Source organism: Afipia sp. GAS231 (assembly GCF_900103365.1).
GTDB lineage: Bacteria > Pseudomonadota > Alphaproteobacteria > Rhizobiales > Xanthobacteraceae > Bradyrhizobium.
In genome coordinates, this window is sequence record NZ_LT629703.1 from 7,376,505 (window position 1) to 7,399,071 (window position 22,567).

The following is a 22,567-nucleotide window of genomic DNA, read 5'->3' on the forward strand; positions in this document are numbered from 1 at the left end:
TTGAAATGTCCGCATTCTCAGCCAAAAGCGAGAATCATCTGACCCTGCGGCGATTGGCGCGGCTGCGCCTGGTATCGCTGCTGGCGATCGAGCAGATGTTGTTTCTGCCGGTGCTGAGCTATGACCTCAGGGCCCAGCCGATAACGGCGAACCAGATCGTCACCGATGGCCACACGGCGACATCGGTGCAGACGTCGGGCAATGTCACCAGCGTCACAACCTCGACCGTCTCCGGCGCCAACGCCTTCAACTCGTTTTCGCAGTTCGGGGTCGGGCAGGGCAATACCGTCAATCTCTACACGCCGAACGGCGCGCAGAACCTGATCAACATCGTCAGGGACGCGCCGGCCTACGTCAACGGCACGCTCAACTCCTACGCCAACGGCAAAATCGGCGGCAACGTCTACTTCGCCGATCCCTACGGTTTCGTGGTCGGCAAGAGCGGCACCGTCAATGTCGGCAGCCTGAACGTTTCGACGCCGTCGAAGGGGTTCACCGACAGCATCATCGGCCCGAATGGCGCGATCAATGGCGGCGCTGTCAGCAACCTGATGAGCGGCTCGTTCCCGATCTCGCCCGACGGCAATATCCGGATCCTCGGTCGCATCAATGCCGAGGACGGCGTGCGCCTGACCGGCCAGAACGTCGTCATCGGCGGCGCCGGCATGAACTGGAGCGAACGTGTCAATGCGGATCACGCCGTCAAGTTCGCCGCGTCGGTCAATTCGAATGGATTGCGCAGCGCCAGCGGCATCAGCGTCCGCAACGGTTCGATTCATATCGGGGCCGCCAACAATGCCACTATTTCCGGCCGCCTGAGCGCGCGCAGCCGCACCACCACGCCGAGCACGATCTCGGTCGTGGCCGGCAAAGACATCGTGGTCGGCAAGAACGCCAAACTCAGCGTGGCGAGCAAGAACGCCGACGCCGGCGACATCCGCTTCAAGGCTGGTGGCAATCTGACCGTGGAGGCCGGCGCCAGCCTCGATGCCAGTTCGAAGACCGGCAATGCCGGGTTGGTCGAGATGAGCGCGAACGGCGTTTTCGACGTCGCCACCGGCATCAAGATCGACCTTGGCGCCCCGAACGGCAAGGCCGGTACGCTGCTGGTAGATCCGGACTACATCGTCATCGGCGATCCCAGCCAAGGCGACAGCGGCGTCACGTTCTCGAATGCCACCATCGCCGGCTTTATCGCGGCCCTTGGCAATACCGGCTTGTGGCAGCTCACGGCACCGAACTACATTACGCTGGACGCGCACGCCGTCATCGACCTCCGTCGCCTCGATGCGGCGACAGGTACGCATTCGACCGCCAACGCCTATAACGTCGAACTGATTGCGCCAACCATCACGCTGATGCAGGGCTCGCAGATCCTCGCCAAGGCCATCAATACCGGCGGGTCCACCTGGACCGATGGCAACGTCTCGCTGACGGCCTATTCCGGCCAAACCCTGTTCGTCGGTGCGGCTAGCGCCACGACGGGCATCACGGTCGACGGCACCATCACCGGCCGTAACATCACCATCGAAGCGAAGTCGGAGGCGACCTCGAACTTCAACAGCTCGACTGCCGGCACAATGGCGCTGATCGCCGAGACGCTGGCGGCGAGCTTGCTGGGGTTGAACGGCGGCTACGTGGCGGCCAGTTCAACGGCAACCGTCTCGATCGGTACGCACGCCAACCTCAATGCGTCGGGAGACATCTCGATCAGGGCGATCGGCAAGCAGGATGCCGAGGATCCGGTGGTCAGCGCTTCAGTTTTGGCTTTGGGCGGATTTGGCTCGCCGGTGTCGGCGGGAGTGGTGGTCGGTCAGCTTTCCGCAAACGTGTCGACCAACGTCGTATCCGGTGCCGTCGTCCATGCGCTCGGAGCGATCGAAATCAAGGCCGTAAATGACGCGACCGCCGACATATCGGCGGTCGGGGTCTCGTCGACGGCCCAATTTGCCGCCAACGTGGCCTACCTGTTGGCCGATGTGCATACGTCCACCAATGTGGCGTCGGGCGCGGGCCTGTCGAGCGGAGCCGCCGGCATTACGGTGGCCGCGACGAATACCAACAGTTTTGCCGCGTCGGCGACGTCGGTTTCGCTGGCTGGCGCCGGTGGCGGCATCGGTGCTGCGATTGCCATCAGCATGATCCACACAACCGCGGACGCCACCTTCGACGCGAATCTCGGCACCAGCACCACGAGCCGCATGGCGGGCGGGCTCCAGGTTGCGGCGACATCGGTCACGTCAAGGAACGTAACGAGTTCGTCCACCTCGCTCGGCAGAAACCTGATCGTAAACTCGCTTATGCCGGGTCCTGGCGCCGCCGGCAATTTCATGACGACCTTCATGGCGTCGAAGCTTGGGTCGCAATTCCCGCTGACCGTTACGGGCGCGTTGTCGCTGACCGAGAGCAATCAATCTGCGAATGCGTCGATCGGTAAAGCTGCTGCGCCCCGGATCTACGTGACCGGAGATGTCGCCGCAGTCAGCCATCTGGTAGACGACAGTATCCGCACCAATTCGAGCGCCAGCGCCACCTCGAAGGATAGCGTCAATCCCGCCTTTGCGATCAGCGCCGCGGTTGCCTACGGGACCTATACGCACAATTCGACCGCCACGATCGGGCAGGGCGTCATCGTCAACGCCGCACATATCGGCGTGGCGGCGACAACGGAGCTGCCAAACACCAATACCTGGCTTGTCGGCGACAGCATCGGCACCGTGTTCAGCCACCTCAACACCAATCTCGGGATCGTCAACGATATCCTCACGAGCTACGCCAGTGCTTCGGCGGACTCTGGCTCGAGCACGGATTCGCTCGCAGTCGCCGGTGCGGTGTCGTACTTTGCGGTCAATACCGCGACGACCGCCTGGGTATCGAGCGGCGCCAGCCTGACGGCAACGGCCTCTGATGCGATGGTTACTACTGCCCCGCCGGCGGTGTCAGGTCATACGTTGCCGTCGCAAGCGTGGACGGGCGCCCTGAATATCGTCGCGTCGTCCTACGTCAGTTCGATCGATATCGGCGGCAATGCCGGCGCCGCGGGCATTCTCAACGGTACCGGCGGCAGCGGAAGTTCTGTCGGTGGCGCACTGAGCTATGTGGGCATCACGGGCAAGACCATCGCCGGCATCGGCGATGCTGCGTCGGTTTCCAGCGCCGGCGCGCTCAAGGTCGCCGCGACCAGCAGCAACTTCCTTTTTGAAGTTGCTCCGACGTCCGGAGCTTCGGCGGGATCGCTGACGCTGAACGGCATCACGTCGATCGGATTCATCGACGATACGACGCACGCGGCCGTCAGCGACACCGCGATACTCAGCGCGCCCACCATAACGATCAGCGCAGCCGAAACCATCTCGCAGTTTTCCACCTCGGGCGCGATCGCGATCGGCGGCGGCTCCGGAATAGGTCTTGCGGTTTCGTACCTCAACGCGAATACCGACACCAACGCCTATATCGGCGATATCAGCAATGATCGATTGGCCGGGGATGCGGTGAACACCGGTTCAGCCGGCTCCGTTCACGCCGATGGATTGTACGTGACCGCAACCACCACGGGCCGGCTGACGGCGGCATCGGTCGCCGCGGTCGAATCGGATTCCCGCACGGCATCGGGCGGCTTCTTCAGCAAATTGAAGGCGGTCGTCGCCCTCGCTGGCGAAGATCCCTCCAGCGGTATTATAAAGAGTGTCACCGACGCCGTGGAGAAGGCGTCCAAGGCGCCGAGCCCGGGTTTCAGCATCGACATCGCCGGCAGTTCCTCGATTGCGATCGTTTCGCTCGACACCAATGCGCACATCTTCGGCACCAGCATCGACCGCTACACCTCGACCAGCACGACGGCAGCGACGGTGGTGCAGGCGATCAACAACACGACCAATAACGTCGCGTCCGGTTCGGCCGCGCTCAATCTCAGCCTGCAGACGTCGGCCGGTAGCTCGGCGGTGGCCGGAGCGCTTTCGCTGTTGATATCCGGCAACGCCACCAAGGCCTATATCGACCATACCACCATCAACAACAACAAGACCGTTGCCGTACAGGCGATGAGCGGTGGTTATGAAACCGCCGTCGGTATCGGGTTGGCGGTAGGCCTGGACTCGAATGCCTTCGCGCTGGCCGGCTCGGCCGGCGTCATCAGCGACAGCGCCACCGCCTACATCTCGAATTCAACGATCTCCGGTTCTTCGGCGCCGTCGGCGCGCCAGATCGATGTCGACGCCTACCAGACCACCAACATCGGCATCGGCGGCGGCTCGCTCTATATCAGCGGCGGCAATGGCGGCCTCGGCCTTTCGATCACCTATGCGTCGATCGGCGATCCGACCGGCCATGCGGCCGTCGATGCCCATGTCTATCAGACCTCGATCAGCTCGTTCGACACGCTCAATGTCGTCGCCAACGACGCCAGCCGCATCTCGTCGGGCGCCGCGGCCGGCGGCATCAGCGCCGGCGACGGCCTCGCCGGTGCGATTGTCATCAACTCGGTTTCGCCGACGGTTACCGCCTATATCGGAGGGACGGTCGGCGGTACCAGCGCGGTCATCCTGGTCTCCGGCACCGTCACGGTGTCGGCCGACAGCGTCCACAATGCGAGCTATGACGACTCGATTGCCAACGTGTTGCTCGCGGCCAATGGCGGCCAAGCGGCAGCCAACGGATCGGGCGGAGTGGATTTCACGGGCGCGGCGGTCGCCGGCGGAAACCAGAACAACGGCGGTGCGGCCATCTTCGCGGTCGCCGGCGCGGTCCAGGTCGGCGCCAGCAATGCCGGCATGTCGCTGGTCGTCAATACCATTGGCACGACGCATGCGGTCAGTATCGGCGATATCGACCTGACGGCGGGCTCCGTTCAACTGACGGCGAACGACAACTCGTCGATCTTCGGTGTGGCCGTCGGGTTCGGTCTCGCGACCGGTGAATTCGCGGGCGTCGCTTCGACGACGGTATCGACGATCCGCAACCACATCAGCGCCCAGATCGGCGATATCTCGGTTGGCGCCGTGACCAGAGTAGCCGCGTCCACCGGCAGTATCGCCGTGCTGGCTTCCGACAGTTCGCGCATCAATGGCTCGGCGGCCGCGGGTGGCGTCTCCCCCGACGGCGCCGCGGTCGGGCTGTCGATCGTGTACGCCAGCATCGGCAACAGCATCACGGCAACCATCGTCAACACGATGATGACGGCCGCGGGCGACGTCACCGAATTCGCCAAATCGAATTCCAGCATCCTGACGACCGCGTTCGGGCTGGCCTTCGCCTCGCAGCTGGGTGCCGCCGGATCAGTCGCGGTGAATTCCGTCAGCACCGATGTTATCGCCTCGGTGGTCAATTCGGACATCATTGCGCAAAACAACGTCGGTATCGCGTCTTTGAATACCGACGGCATCGTCGTCGTCTCCGGTGCCCTCGGCGTCACCATCGGTCCCGGCGAAGCCGGCATCGGGTTGTCGATTGTCGTCAATACCATCGGTGGCAATACACAGTCGCTGATAGGGACCGGAAGCAAGGTCGATGCACTGGCGCTTGGCGCCGGCACACTTACGGTCGACAGCGGCGATCTCAATACGCCGCTCGATCCGAGCGCGGCAAACGGCGCCACCGTGACCACGCCCAACCTGAGCGAGTCGACAGCCTCGGTTCATGGCCTCGCCGTCGTCGCGACCGCGAGGCAGGCCATTGTCGCGAATGCGGTGACCGCCGGCCTCGGAGTCGATCCGCTCGCGGTTGGCTTTGCCGTGGTGCCGATCACCAACGTGATGGGCGGCAGGACGGAAGCGTCCATCACCGGAGCCTTGATCGACACGCGCGGGGCCGGCTCGGGCTCGCAGGCGATCGATGTTACCGCCAGTAGCCACACCTACAGCGCGAATTATATCATCTCCCTGGCAGCGGGCGGGCCCTACGGCGGTGCGGGCGCCATTTCCACCAATGTGTTGAACCGCCACACCATCGCGTCGATATCCGATTCAACCGTGGGCACCGGCACCAAGGTCGGTAATGTCCAGGTCAAATCGGTGTCCACGCAGGCCGCGGCCGACGTGGTGATCGGCGTCGCCGTAGCCCTTGGCGGCAGCGGCGCCGCCTCCGGCATTGTCAATCGATTCAACGCCGATACCGAATCCTTCGTCGTTGGCGGAGCGTTTAACGCACAGCAACTCAATGTGACCGCGGCCAGCACCAATGGCTTCTTCGCCGAAGCCGGCACGGGAGCTGCGAGTGGTGCGAACGCGCTGGCTGGGTCCTTTATCGTCGCAGTCACGTCCAACACCACGTACGCCTATGCGGGCGACAGCAGCGGCACCAAGCTGACGACGTTGAACCTCGGCGACAGCTTGCAGGTGTCCGCCGACAGCGAAAACAAGTTCAAGAGCCTTGCAGTGGGCGCGGCGGGGGCCGGCGGCGACGGTACGGCCGGCATGGTCAACGTCATCGCGGTCAGCAATGACACCCGCGCCGGCCTTTACTATGTCAACCTGACCCAGCCGGGCACTGGTTCTGCGGGTGTAACCGTCAACGCGGTCGAGAATATCACCATCAATGCCACCACCGGGGCCGGCGGGTTCGGCCTGGTCGGACAGGGACTGGGCGCGGGCGCCAACGTCGCCGTGCTTGGCAGCAGTCTGACCGCCGAGATCGTCGAGGGCGGCGCCAACTTCATCCATTCGCCCGGCCTGGTTTCGGTGACGGCGACCACGACCAAATCGATCGACGTCGAGACCGTAACGGTCGGCGCGGGCGGAAGCACCGGCATCGGGGCTGCGATCGGGGTCATCCTGCTCGGCACCTCGGCGCCGGCCGACGCCGCGGGGCAACTCAACGCCAACGGTTCCGGTACGCTGTCGAGCGCCGACGCCATGACCGCGGCGACGACCATCACATTGAGTTCGGCGGGGATCGTCGCCTATCGAGCCGCCCTCGGTGCCAGCGGCATCGGCCTGTCCGATGCGCAAATCCGCGCTGCCGCGCAAACCGAATTCAGCAGCCTGACCCAGAACGGCAACCTCGGCCACAACACCTTCGCATTCAATGCCAGCGGTTTGGCGCTGTTCGCGCCGAAAGCGTTGAGTGTGAATGATCTCGCCAGCTACAACGCGTTGCTCGCTGGTGGCACGGTCACCAACGGCGTGTTGACGCTGACGGCGGCCGGGGTGGCGGCATATCGCACGGCGCACGGCTTGTCGTCGTCGCTCGGCAATCAACAGGTCCAGTCGCTTGCCAACGCGGATTACCAGGGGCTGGTGAATCAAATCGGCGCTTACGGCTATGCCCGCTACCAGGCGCTGGGGTCCGACGTCATTACCTTCAAGATCGATGGTCCCGGTATCAACGCCTACCGTGCGCAGGCGATTTCGGGGCTGGGCCTGACCTGCACCAGTGGCAGTCAGTGCATCACCGACGCGCAGATCAGCACCTATGCCAACGATCAGTTCCAAAAGCTGACGGATCCTGCCAATGGAACGCTGAGCAACGGCGTCATCACCCTCTCAACGCCCACCGGCCCCAGCGACCTCACCGGCCTGAACGCCTTCCGGGCTGCGGCGCAGGCGGATGCCAATGCGAAGGCCACCGCGCTTGCCAGCGCCAGCGGCGATCCCGCTCCGAATCCGCCGGTCACCGTTACCGACGCCCAGGTCCAGGCCTATGCCAACGCGCAATATCAATTCCTGATCGGCCACCAGGATAACGGCACCCAACCGGCGCCATACAGCGTCTCGGCCGGAATCTCCAAGGCGAACGACAGCGTCACCGCGTCAATCGCTGGCGGCACGGTCAACGCCGCCAACGTCAACGTGGTCGCGCGGGCAAACATTTCGACCAAGAACTACGCCACCGGCGTCGGTGCGAGCACCGGTGCGGGCGTCGGAGCCGCGATCGCCTATACACGGGTCGATGACACGGTGACCGCAAGCGTCACTCAGGCAACGGTCAATGCCGCTGGCCTGAACGTCAGGGCCGTGACGGCCGACGGTTCGACACCGGCCGCGAAAGTCGAAGCCCATGCGGGTGCGGGTGGAATGGGGGCAGCCCTCGGCGCCGCGGTCGCCGATGCCGTGGTCAACAACAACGTAACCGCCGTGCTCGGGGGCGGTTTTGCGCTTACCGGGGCGGCGAGCGTCGCGGCTGACGACGCCTCCAACGTTCGGGCCGACGCGTTTGGCGCAACGGCCGCCGGCGGTCTGGCGGTTGGCGTTTCCGTGGCCGCGAGCAGCAAGACGAGCAACGTGAATGCTTCCACGCTCGCTTCGTCGAGCCTGGGCGCGACAGGGCTTACGATCAGCGCCTCCAGCGAAGGCTCGTCCTATGCCGGCGCGGTCGCCGGTGTCGGCGGTCTGCTGGTGGCGGGCGCGGGTGCGGATGCCAAGGCGACGGATACCAGCGCGGTGTCGGCGCATCTCGGCTCCGGCAACACGATCGCGGTCGGTACGGGTACGATCAACGTCTCCGCAACCGATACGCCTGACGTCAAGGCGCTCTCGCTCGGGGTCTCCGTCGCAGGAGGGCTTTCGGTCGGCACGGCAACGGCGACGGCCACCGCCAGCCCCACCGTTCTCGCCCAGCTCGACGGTTCGTCGTCATTGACGGATACGCTGAGCGCCGGAACGCTGACGGTGATCGCCGTCAGCAACATTGCGGGCACGCCGAGCGGGACCATTCCAACCACAGCGTCGACGCCGTCCTCGACCAGCGATTTCACCGCCGGAGGAACCAACGCGGCCGCGTGGGCGGTCGCCGGCAGCGGGGCGGTGTACTACGCGGGCTCCGGCACCAATGCCACCGCCAACAACAATTCCAACGTGACGGCCAACGTCGACAACTACGTCCGGCTTCCCGTTGGCAACGTGTCGATCCTTGCGGGCAACACGACCAACCAGGTAGCATACTCCACCGGCGTCACTATCGCCGGCGATCTTGCGATCGGCGTCGTCATTACCAACGCCAACGCCAATACGACCACCACGGCATCGCTCGGATCGAACGTTCTGATGGCGGGCGGCGGCACCAAATCGCTTGCGCTGTCTGCGATCGGCAACGATACGAATGTTGCCCATTCGGTCGCGGGCAGCGGCGGGTTCCTTGCCGGCTCCGGCGCAGGTGCGAATACGCTGGACAACTCGACGGTGGCCGCCGGCGTCGGCAACGGCAACATCCTCTCGGTGAAGTCGCTGGCGATCCTCGCCACCCATACCGACAATTATACGACGGTCGCCGATACGTTGCAGGCCGCCGCCGCCGGCGCCAGTGGCGCGGCGGCGACACACACCGCCAATTCGATCGTGACGGCCGGCATCGGCACCAACAACACCATTGCCGTGAGCGGTGCCAGCCCCGGCCATTGCGATGTCGCCGACTGCGCCTCCGATCTGACGATCACCGCCAACAACATTTTCAACGAAGTCGGATCCGGTCCCAGTGCCAATGCGGGCGCCGGCGGCGGCATCAATGGTGTGGGCGCCACCAGCGATATCACCCTGAACGGCACCGCGACGGTCAATATCGGCAAGAACACGTACATCACGGCGGGCAACGACACGATCGTGAACCCGGGCAACGTGACGGTGCTCGCGACCACCACCATCACCGGCACGGACCGCGTGACCCTGGTCACCGGCGGCGGGATCGAGGGTGCGGGCGTCAGATCGTCGCTCACCGCGAACGTCGATAACGACGTCAACATCGGTGCGGCCTCAGCCTATGATTCCGGCATGCTGGCATCGCCGTCCTCGGCAGCCGCCGATCAGGTCGTGATCACGTCGTTTGGCAACATCGGAATCGGCACGTACACCCGCTCGACCGCCAATACCTCAGCTTACGCCAATACATACGGTGTCGCATTTGTCGCCGCCGCTGCCTTTGCCAATACCTCCGTCACCACCAACCAGAATATCGTGGTCGGCGCGTCGGTCCTGACCGCGTTTGACAATATCGATGTCACGGCCGGTCAGAGCCCGAACGGGTCGCATTCGACCTACATGACGGGTGACGCGTCCGCGATCAGCTTCACCAGGGGATTGATCGCGATCCCGGATGCGCGCGGCAACTCGACGCTGAATAACAACACCAGCGTCAACATCGCGTCCGGCGCTTCGCTCAACAGCGGCCAGAACATCGTCGCGGGCGGATACGCGGGAACGGTCACCGCCACCGCCACCGGCTCAGGCCACGGTTACGAACTCGGATTCATTCCGGCCAGCGACGGCCACAGCAACCAGAGCAACGGCGCGCATGCCGAGTTGACGGTCAACGGCACGCTCACGGCCGGTATCTATAACTCGCTCCTGATCACCATTAGTTGCTCCGACAACGCCAGTTGCCTCAGCGTGGCGCCCGGCGGCGCGCCATTCAGCTTCAGTTATACCAACGCGTTCGACGGAACCACGCTCATCAATACCTACTTCGACCAGGAGGTCAGAAGTACCCTGACAAACGGGCTGAGCGCCTCGGGTAATGCCTTCTCGCTGGGCCAGTTGTTTGCCTCGGGCGGCACGGTCACCCTCAACGCCGACCACATCACCGGCAGCGGCACCGTCACCGCAAAGGGCTCGCCGACGATCTCGGTGAACAATGCCAGCGACGCCAATCTGGTGCTGACCGGCGCCTATATCGGGGTTGCGGCGGCAGGCGACATTTTCTTCACGGGTTCGGCCAACAGCTTTGCGTCGGGAACGCCGCACTTGCACTCCAATCCGAACGGCATCGCCACGATCGCGATCAACAACTCGTACAATCCGGCCACTTTCGACACCAGCACCAACGGGCCGACGCTGCTCATTCTCGGCGACGTCACCAACGTCAACGGCCTGGTGACCATCAACAACTCGCTGGGATCCTATGGCCTGGCCGCCAACCTGACCGGCCAGCAGGTGAACATCACCGTTCCGAACGGTGCGGTTGCGGTCTCGGCCAACGATCCCTCCGGTATCTATATCGCCGGCGGCTCGCCGTTCTCCGAATGGCAGAATTTCATGGTCTGGCCGGGCGGCAATCCGACGGCGGGGGCGCCGGTCGGCGACATCGCGGCGGCCTATCTGGCCAACACGATGTTCCCGAATTCCGGAAACGCGGACGCGCTTAACCGATCGCTTTACGGGAGTGTTGGCGACCATCCGAACAATTTCAGCACCGTCTTCTTCGGAAACTGCTCCTACGCAGCCGCCGGCACCTGTATCGGTTTCCACGACCGGTACACGAGCTGGACCGATCTCGCCGTCAGCAACTCGCGGAACTATGACTTCAATGTCGGCAACTCCACCGACGCCATGCAGCCGTATATCCAGTACTACGCCCCGACCAAGTCCACGGACTCGACGCTTACCGTCGGCCAGCAATACGCGCAGGCGAACCTGACCGGCAGCCGGAACAGCTTCCAGATCTATGGTAGCCAGGTTGCCATCAAGGCCGGCATCATCAACATCAACGGTTCGATCACGGCCGGGCGCCAAACCAACTACAACATCTATCTGGACCCGACCCTGTCCGCCCCGCCGGTGGTCACCACCACCACGCAGACGGTCAACAACAACAATAACTTTGGCTGCCTGATCGATCCGGCCACCTGCACGCAGACGATCACGCAGACGAGCGTGAACGGCGGAACCATTTCCATCTTCCAGTACAACTATCAGCACGACGTCCTGACGGATCCGACCACCAATGCGATCCTGACGCTGGTGAGCGACCAGTTCGGCAAGCCGCTGGCGACCTACAGTGCCATCACCAACCAGATCACCGTCGCCAACATCAACGCGTCGTCCGGTGGCGGCAGCGTGCTGCTCGACGGCAAGATCATCAGCACCAATCAGCTCGGCAACATCCACGTCAACGGCGGCTACGGCAACGTCGCCATCAACAACCAGACCGGCCTCGACCTCGTGGTCAACGGCGTCAACACCGGCAATACGCTCGCCGCGGCGGCGTTGACCAGCACCGTCACCATCATTGATAAAAACATAACGTCCGGCAACAACACATCGACCTACGTCTATTCGCCGAAGACCGATGCCATCAACGTCTTCAAGACCGCGCACGGCACGGCGCCCACCGGTGACTGCACCAGCGCGAATAACTGCACCGTGGTCGGCGGTTCGAACGGATCCTACGATCCGGTCTCCGGGCTGCGCTTCCAGTGGGTCCAGCAGGCGACGATCAGCCGGGCCGATACCGAGGTCGGCACGCACTGGACGTTCAGCAATGCCAATCAGCCCTGGTCGTATGTCGGCGCGAACGGCCCATCGAGCACACCGCAGGGTGTCGTCACGACCGGCAACTCCACGAGCATGGCGGTCTTCCAGGAAACCATCACCGGCAACGTGGTCCATTATGGCCAGACCATTCCAGCCTATCACGGCTGTAGCAGTGGCAGCGCCGGCGGCAGTTGCAACTTCGGGTTCTACGAGAACAACAATGGTTATGGCGACTGGGTCTACAACTTCCCGACCAACGGCACGCTGTACCTGACGTCGTCGGTAAAGGCCGACAACCCGTTCGGGATCAATTTCGGCGGCAATGCGAGCGGCACCGTCAACATCGCCTCGAACGGCAACGTCATCTTCTCAGGCCGCATCGTCAATCCGAACGGCGCGCTTGCGGTGGCGTCGTCGTCGCAGCAGCAGCTCTTCAATACGACGACCGGCGGCAACATCTCGCAGACGTCGACCGGCTCGATCCTGACCCAGAGCGCAAGCTTTACCGCCTCGGGAGCCATCGGCTCGCTGGCGGCCCCGATCCGGGCGACGATGGCCAATGCCGGAACGGCGCCCGGCGGGCTGTCGGCACAAGCAGGCGTCGGCGGCGTGTATCTCAACCTGGCTTCGGGCGCGACCCTGGGACAGGTGTCGTCGGGCAACACCAGCACCGGTTTCGGCGACGTCAACGTTACCGCGAGCGGCGACCTCGTCGCCGGGGCCAATGCGCAGGTCACCGGCCGCAACATCACGTTGATCAGCACCCTCGGCGGCATCGGCTCGATCGCCAATCCGCTGCCGATCAGCGCCAATGCCTCGCTGCAGACCGACGGTTCGTACAGCGGCGGTATCGTCAACGTCGTGGCCCACGGCGACATCGGCTTGACCCAGACGCCGGCTTCCTCCGCCTATTCCGGCGATCTGCGGGTTGGCCTGATCGCCTCGGCGAGCGGCGACGTGCTGCTGAACGTGCCGTTCGGGACGATCCTCGATGCGAGCGGGCAGACCGCATCTCAAACGCTGACGTCGGCACAAGTCGCGGCGGTTTCGTCGGCGCTGCACCTGACCGCGCTCGACGGCGCCAACGACACCGCGCTCGCCAGCGTGATCGCCTTCAGCAACACGGTGAATCGCGACCTTGGGCTCTATGCCAACCTGCTGCAGCACGGTACGGTTCAGACCGGCTCGGCGCCGCTGACGACCTCCGGGCTCGCCAATTTCGCCATCGGCGCACTGAGCTCGACCGATTACACCGTGTTCCAGAGCCTCACCGCGACGACCAACTCCGCGATTTCGGGTGGTGTCCTGACGCTGACGGCGAATGGGATCACGCAGTTCAAGGCCGCCGCGGCGACCGCCCTCAATATCGCCAACCCGACGTCGTCGCAGGTTCAGGCCTACGCCAACAGCCAGTATCAAGCTTACGCTTTGGCGATCCAGAACTATGCCAACGCCCAGGGCACATTCGTGCTCGGCGGCGATGCGAACTCAATCGCGGTGTATGCGTCGAGGGCGCTGACGTCCGCGGACTACACGACGTTCCAGAACCTGACGGTGACGTATGGCGCGGTGACGAGCGGCCAGGTCACGCTCACGACCGCCGGCCTTGCCCAGTTCAGGGCAGGGGCGACGGCCCAGTTGAACAACGGCAGCACTGCGACCGATGCGCAAGTACAGGCCTACGCGAACACGCTGTACCAGGGCTTCAGGACCACCGTTCAGGCCTACGCCCCGACGCTGTATCAGTCGCTCGCAACGGTGTTTGGACAGGCTTACGGTTCAAGCTGGAAGACCAATTCGCAAGTTGCAAACTTCGCGGCGAATTCCGCAGCGCTCCTGACGCTCAAAACCTACGGCCAGCTCGTCAACGGGGTGTTCACGCTGAGCGGCGGCGGCATCGGCGATGCCGCCGTCGCGAACTATGCCGCTGCCGGGCTGACGTCGACGCAATACGGCTTGTTCCAGACGCTGACGTCGACGCAATACGGTTCCGTCAGCAACGGTACGCTGACGCTGACGGCGGCGGGTGTCGCGAATTATGCCTCTTCCGTGCTCGGATCGGGGTCCGCCAACTACACGACGTTCCAGACCCTGACGGCGAGCGGCAACTCGACCGTCAGCGCCGCCGGAGCCCTGACGCTGACGGCAGCCGGCGTCTCCGCCAATGCCTCGGCCGCGCTCGGGGCAACCTACACCGCATTCCAGACGCTGACATCGAGCGGCAATGCCACGGTCAGCGGCAGCGGCCTGCTGCTGACCGCGACCGGTATTGCGGCATACGCCTCGGCGGCGCTCGGCGCCCAGTCTGCGACATTCCAGAACCTGACCTCGGGCGCGAACGGATCGCTGAGCAACGGCGTGCTCACGCTCACGCCGGCCGGCGTCACCTTCTTCACCGCGGCAGCGGCGGCGGCAATCGGAATTGCCACGCCGTCGGCCGCGCAGGTCCAGGGTTACGCCAACGCGCAATACCAGGGCTATGTGCAGACGATCCAGAGTTACGCCAACAGCCAGTATCAGGGCTACGCACAGACCATCCAGGCCTATGCCAGCGCCAAGTACCAGACCTACGCGCAGACCATCCAGGGCTACGCCAACGGCCAGTATCAGGGCTACGCGCAGATCATCCAGACCTATGCCGTGGGCCAGTATCAGCCGCTGCAGACGGCCACGACGTTCAACGCCACGCCGGCGGTTGCATTCTCGCTGCTCAGCGCCAGCGGTTCGCTGCAGAACGGCGCGTTCGTCCTGACCAACAGCGGCATCCTGAGCTACGCCAAGAGCGCGCTGTCGAGCGCGAATTACGGACAGTTCTCCAGCCTGCTCAGCAACGGCACGCTCAGCGGCGGCACCTTCCAGCTCAACGGCAGCGGTGTCTCGTCGCTGGCGCAGACGGCGTTGACGCAGGACTACCAGAACTTCGAGGCGCTCTATACCAACGGCTCGCTGGTAGGGAACGTCTGGACCCTCAATGCCGCGGGTATTGCCGCCTTCCGCAAGGCGGCGTCGACCGCGCAAAATCCCAACCCGACGGATGCGCAGGTCCAGGCCTATGCCAATGCGCAGTACCAGTCCTATGCGACGAACATCAACGGCGCGGCGAACGTGCAGTATCAGGGCTACCTGTCGTCGATTTCGACCGCGGCAAGTACCGCGTACCGGAATTTTGCCGCCGAAGTGCTTGCCATCTACAACCAGAACAACAACACCCCGATCGCGATCACCGCGCTGCTCGGACCGAATGCGACCTTCAGCCCGTCCGACGCGCAGCAGTTCCTGCTGAACTATTCCTGGATGATGTCCGCCGCCGACCGGACCGCATTCCTTTCTCTGTCCAATCTCGGGTCGATCCAGAACGGCACCTTCGTGCTCAACGCCAACAACCTGGCGACCTATGCACCGACAGGACTGAGCACCGCCAACTTCACCGCCTACTCGGCGCTGCTTGCCAGCGGTACCCTCTCGGGCGGTGTACTGACATTGACGCCGGCGGGCCTGAATAACCTGGCCCAGATCCAACTGACGCCGAACTACCAGTCCTACATCAACCTCACGTCATCCGGCGCGCTGCAAAACGGCAATTTCGTCTTCAGCAGCGCCGGCGTGCTCAGCAACGCGCAAGCCGGCGTCAACGCCGCCTACACCTCGTACCAGCAGTTGCTGGCCAACGGCACGGTGACGAACGGCGTGTTCACGTTGTCCAGCAGCGGCCTCACGGCCTACACCGCGATCGCCGCGGCGGCGCTGGGTATCGCCAGCCCGACGGCGCTCCAGGTCCAGGCCTACGCCAACCAGCAATACCAGAACTCGCTGTTCGTCAGCGCCAACCCGGCCTATCAGTCCTACGCCCAGTCCATCAGCTCCGGCGCGCAGACGCAGTACACGAGCCTCGCCAATCAGGTCTTCCTGTACCTGCAGCAGCGTGACCAGCAGAGTTGCCCCTTCGGCTGTCCGCCGCGAATTCTGGCGCCGGGGCAAACCACCGTCACCGACGCCCAGATGGCGCAGTATGCCAGCCAGGCGCTGAGCGGCAGTGACCTGATGGCCTACCAGACGTTCACCAACGCCGCCAACGGCGCGGTCTCCAATGGCGTGCTGACGCTGACCTCCGCGGGTCTCGCGCCGGCGTCGACGCTGGTTCTCTCGACACCGCTCGCGACGGCCTTCAACACGCTGCTGGGCACGGGCTCGGTGCAGGGCGGCCAGTTCGTTCTCAATTCCGCGACGGTGTTACAGAATCTGCAGACGCTGGCGGCAAACGGCAGCGGCGCGTCCGGGGTGTTCCAGTTCAACGGCGCCGGCATTCTGGCCAATGCATCCACGGCGCTGGGCACCACGGGCTTGCAGCAATTGCTGGCGAGCGGCACGGTGCAGTCCGCGACGGTGAACGGGGTCTCGACGTCGAGCCTGGTGCTGAACGATCCCGGCGTCGCCTATTACGCGTCGGCGGCGCTGACGGCGGCGAACTACCAGACCTTCCAGGGGTTGACCGCGAGCGCCAACGGTGAGGTCGTCAACGGTGTGCTGACGCTGTCGGCTGCCGGTATCGCGCAATTCTCGGCGGCGACGGCTGCCGCGTTGCATCTGGGAACGGCAAGCCCGACGTCGGCGCAGGTTCAGGCCTATGCCAACGGCCAGTACCAGAGCTTCGCGACGACCATCAAAACCTACGCCAATTCGCAGTTCCAGGGATACGGCAACTCCTTCCAGAGCTACGCGAACAACACGTTCCAGCCGCTTCAGCAACAAGTGCTGAACTATGCCATCAACTATCTGAATGTAGTGATCGATCCCACCGGCGCGACGTACCAGAACACCAACGGTTCCGGCGGACTTGGCGGATCCAATTGCCAGGGCGGTTGCGGCGTCTCGATAGCGATCACCAATGCAGTGCTGGCCGATTGGGCGCATCAGGCCAGCACGGACTCCCGCTACAATGGCCCGTTCGGCGGCGGCCATTTTTCCAGCAGCGACTATGCCAGCTTCACGACGCTGCTCGGCCAGGGAACGGTTCAGACCGGAACGCTAACGCTTAGTTCGACGGGCTTGCAGAGCTACTATTCGAGCGTGGCTTCGAGTTCGACGGTACTGAATCAGTCCTATCAGGTGTTCCAGTCGATCGTGGGGGCCGGCAACAGCACCATCCAGAACGGCGTGCTGACGCTGACCTCGGCCGGCATCACCAATGTTCGAGCTGCCGCGACCACCTTCCTCGGAAACAATCCGACCGACGCGCAGGTGCAGGCGTTTGCGGCGCAGACCTATGTTTCCGACCTGACAACGATCCAGGGGTATGCCGCGACCCAGTACCAGTCGTATGCCACCTCGATCAGTTCCTATGGCAACACGCAGTACCAGAGCCTGGTTCAGACCGTGCAGAGCTACGCCAACTCGCTGTATCAGGCGGATGTGGCGACGATCCAGGCCTATGGCAATTCGCAGTACCAGACGCTGACGGCCAACGGCACGCCGCAGGTCAGCGCCGGCATTCTCAGCCTGGTGGCCAACTCCGTCTATTCGTCAGGGCAGATCGTCTCCACACTCAGCAGCGCTGCGCTGCTGCCGTCGGCAGGCTCGGTCGGAACCAATGCGGTCGCCAGCATTGTCGGCCGCAACGTCACCTTGAACGCCGCCAACAGCATCGGCACCACGGCGCCTAGCGTCTTGATCGCCTTGACCGACCTCAAGAACGGCACGATTACATCGACGCAGCAGGCGGCGCTGTCGGTGGCGACCACGCCGGGCTCCATCACGTTCAGCGCGACGATCAGTGCGCAGGCCCTGGCCAGCCTCGACGTCGCCCATCTCGGGGCCGGGGTTACCCTCAACGGCAATACCCTTAGCGGTCTTACGCTTGCCAACCTGCCGAACGGCATCACGGTCAACGATCTGACCAATGTCGAACTGGCCCAGACCGCGCCCGTCTATGTCAACGCCAGCGGCACGTTCAATGCGACGGCGGGAACAACGGTCTATGTCCAGGCTGCCGCAGCTACCGGCCAGCCGGTTGCGACCCTTACGGTCGGTCAGATCAACGCCGGCGGCGATGTGACCTTGCTGGCGCCGCAGAGCATTGTCGCGGCCACCAACTCGGCCGGTGCGGCGTTGTTTGCCAATCAGGTCGTGATCAACCCGAGCAATAACGCGATCGGCAATCTGACGCTCGCCGCCACCAATGCGATCGGTTCGGCCGCCGCAGCGTTCAGCTATCACATCAACGGCAAGCTGATCTCGGCGCAGGCCGGCACCGACGCCTATCTGACTGCGACCGGAGGCGACGCCACCTTCGGCAAGGTGTTCGCCACCAATACGATCTCGCTGACCGCGACCAACGGCAATATCGTCAGCTATCTGGCTGGTGTCACGATGGCTGCCAACAACATCATCCTCAACGCATCGGGCGATGTCGGCACCCAGAACGCGCCGTTCACGCTTCAGGTCGGCGCCACCGGATTGTTGAGCGGCACAATTGCAGGAACCGCCTTTATCGACAGTCCGACGCTCGCGACGCAGAATCCGGTGTCGCTCAACGTCGGCAATTTGACGGCCGTCAACGGATTGACGCTGATCAGCGATGCCGGCATCACGTTTGGCGGTGCCGCAGGTTCGTCGCACGGCGCGGTCACCGTCTGCTCCGGCCCGTGCCTGACCGGGTCGACCGCGGTGGGTGGATCGATCACCATGGCCGCGAACGCCTCGATCCAGGCCGCGCAACTGATCAGTTTGACCGCGCCCGGCGATATCGTGCTCGGTCAGCTCACCTCAACCGCCAGCCCGGGCTCGACCGTGAGTGTTATCACGGTCACGAGCTCCGGCGGCGCCATCACGGCCAACGGCGATGGCCACACCAATCTCACTGCGACGGCTGCGAATGCTGAAGTGTCGCTGGCTGCCAACAGTGTCGGCACCTCCACGCAGAGGGTCAGTGTCAACACGCCGCTGCTGACGGCGACAGCCGGCACCGGAAGCATCTATCTGGGCTCGGCTGCCGACCTTCGCGCAAGCCAGTTGTCGGCCATCCATGGCTCTGTCGATATCGTCTCAAGCGGCAGCCTGACGCTCAACAGCGTTTTGGCGGGCACGGCGACAGGGGCGAGCGGCACCTTTAACGCCAAGACGCTGACGGCCAATACAGGCGACCTCGTCATTGGTGCGGCGACGAGCAGCGGCGCCATGACGGTCGACAGCGCCGGCACGCTGGGCTTCACGCAGCTCACCACCACGGTCGGGGCGATTGCGCTCACCGCCGCCGGGGATATTACCGGCGGCGCGCTCGGCGCGGCGGCCGCGTTCGGCGTCACCTCGAACACCGGCAGCATCAATCTGGCGACTGCCAACAGCGGCGGCTCGCAGACGATCCAGGCCAACCAGAACGTCACGTTCAATGCCCTGGCTACGACCGGCGTCAACGGCGACATCGGCAACGTCACGGTCAACGCAACCAACGGCTTCGTGCTGGCGCAGACGGTTCTCGTCAACGGCACGGCAACGCAGGGCTCGGTTGCCGCCAACGGTTCGGCCTCCTTGACCGCCGGAACGACCAATACGGGCAGGGTGCTGACGGCAACCACCGGTTCGATCATCGGCGGCGGCCTGGTCGACTGGACCTCGCTGACGACGGCGGCGGCGCTCGGCGTCACCTCGACCGGCGGCAGCATCAATCTGGCGACTGCCAACAGCGGCGGCTCGCAGACGATCCAGGCCAACCAGAACGTCACGTTCAATGCCCTGGCTACGACCGGCGTCAACGGCGACATCGGCAACGTCACGGTCAACGCAACCAACGGCTTCGTGCTGGCGCAGACGGTTCTCGTCAACGGCACGGCAACGCAGGGCTCGGTTGCCGCCAACGGTTCGGCCTCCTTGACCGCCGGAACGACCAATACGGGCAGGGTGCTGACGGCAACCACCGGTTCGATCATCGGCGGCGGCCTGGTCGACTGGACCTCGCTGACGACGGCGGCGGCGCTCGGCGTCACCTCGACCGGCGGCAGCATCAATCTGGCGACTGCCAACAGCGGCGGCTCGCAGACGATCCAGGCCAACCAGAACGTCACGTTCAATGCCCTGGCCACAACCGGTGTCAACGGCGACGTCGGCGATGTCGCGGTGAATGCCACCAACGGCTTCGTGCTGGCGCAGACGGTTCTGGTGAACGGGACGGCGACCCAGGGCTCGGTCGCCGCCAACGGCTCGGCCTCCTTGACCGCCGGGACGACCAATACGGGCAGGGTGCTGACGGCAACCACCGGTTCGATCATCGGCGGCGGCCTTGTCGACTGGACGTCGCTGACGACGGCGGCTGCGCTCGGCGTCACCTCGACCGGCGGCAGCATCAATCTGGCGACTGCCAACAGCGGCGGCTCGCAGACGATCCAGGCCAACCAGAACGTCACGTTCAATGCCCTGGCCACGACCGGCGTCAACGGCGACATCGGCAACGTCACGGTCAACGCCACCAACGGCTTCGTGCTGGCACAGACGGTTCTCGTCAACGGCACGGCAACCCAGGGCTCGGTCGCCGCCAATGGCGCGGCGTCCTTGACCGCCGCAACGACCAATACGGGCAGGGTGCTGACGGCAACCACCGGTTCGATCATCGGCGGCGGCCTGGTCGACTGGACCTCGCTGACGACGGCGAAAGCGCTGGGCGTCACCTCGAACACCGGCAGCGTCAATCTGGCGACCGCCAACAGCGGCGGCTCGCAGACGATCCAGGCCAACCAGAACGTCACGTTCAATGCCCTGGCTACGACCGGCGTCAACGGCGACATCGGCAACGTCACGGTCAACGCAACCAACGGCTTCGTGCTGGCGCAGACGGTTCTCGTCAACGGCACGGCGACGCAGGGTTCGGTCGCGGCCAATGGCGCGGCGTCGCTCACGGCGGGCACCACGATTACCGGCAATACGCTGGCCACCACCACCGGTGCAGGGTCGCTGTTTGCGGGCGGCGCGGTGAACTGGAACACGCTCAACGTGGCGGCCGCGCTCGGGGTGACCTCGACCGGCAGCAGCATCACGCTCGCATCGGCCCACAGCGGCGGTAGCCAGACCTTGCAGGCCCGGCAGAACGTCGTATTCAACCAGCTCACCACCGACGGCACCGCCACCGATGCCGGCGATGTCGGCATCAACGCGGCGACCGGCGCGCTCGCGGGCGGATCGATCAATGCCCATGGATCCGCCAGCCTGATCGCGGCGACCTCCAATACCGGCCATAACCTCACGACGGTGACCGGCGCAGCGTCCCTGCAGGGTCAGGTGATCAAGTGGGACAACCTGAATGTTGCGGGCTCCCTCGGGATCACGGCGACGACTGGCGGCATCACGCTCGGCACCGCCATCAGCGGCGGCACGCAGAACCTGCATGCGGTCGACGACATCGTCTTCAGCCAGCTCACCACCAACGGCATCGCGGGCGATGCCGGCGACGTCAACCTGCGGTCCGACAACGGTTCGATCCTGGGCGGATCGGTGTTTGCCAACGGCAACGTGGCGCTCAACACCGGCAAGTCGCTGGCGCTCGACGGCCTGCGCGGCAACAGCATCTCGCTGTCGGCGCCCGGCGACATCACCATCAAGTCCGTCAGCGTTGTGAGGGAACTCGATCTCGCCGCCAACACGATCAACGTCACCGGCCGGCAGATTCGGTCCAATCCCTCGATCCCGCTGGTCATGAACGTGACCGGCTACAACGGCGGGATCGCGACCTCGGCCAATATCACGATCGATCCGGATGCCATCATCATCAACCAGTTCCGGGTGGTCGACGCCAACTTCGTCACCGACGCGCCGCAGGTCACCATCGTCAACGGCCTGGTGCCCGGTCAGTTGATGCTGACCACCGGGACCGAACGCATCCTGCTGGACAACCGTTCGCCGGCGCCGTCGAACTGGGCGACCCTGCAGCTCTATCAGCCGGGCGGCGCGTTCACGCTGATCCAGAGCTTCAACGCCAACTTCACCGACAGCTACGTGGTGCAATTCACCGGCGATATCTCGTCGACGGTATCGACCTATTCGGCCTCCCATGCCTGCTGCAGCATCTTCTCGGGCACGATGGCGATCCGCGACATCGCGAACGACGCCGAGGGTACCGAGACCATCACCTCCTGGTGGGCGCAGAAGACCGGCGCCGAGACGTTCTATCGGCTCGGCATCGCCGGCGACGCCCGGCTGCAGGCGCTGCAGTCGCCGAAACCGGTCGAAGTCATCGGCGACGGCCCGGCGGTCAATATCGAGGGGCTGACCGAGGCCAGAAAGCTTCGTCAGTTGCAACGCGAGGGGCACAAGGCCGGAAAACCCGGCTGGCGCAGCACCGGACTTGGCGACAATGCGAGCCGCAATGTCGAACGGTTCGCGGCGGCGCAATAGATGATAGGGAAGTG

1 protein-coding gene is annotated in these 22,567 nt (G+C 64.3%); it reads left to right on the forward strand.

Annotated elements, in window-relative coordinates:
* The first annotated feature begins 5 nt into the window (after nt 1-5).
* The gene (locus BLS26_RS34685; RefSeq protein WP_092517143.1) at nt 6-22,553 is read left to right on the forward strand and encodes a leukotoxin LktA family filamentous adhesin; all 22,548 of its coding nucleotides are present in this window, start codon (nt 6-8) and stop codon (nt 22,551-22,553) included.
* The last annotated feature ends 14 nt before the right edge of the window (nt 22,554-22,567 follow it).

Coding starts and splice junctions, on each gene's coding strand:
- BLS26_RS34685 (WP_092517143.1), top strand. CDS start 6: ATGTCCGCATTCTCAGCCAAAAGCGAGAATCATCTGACCCTGCGGCGA.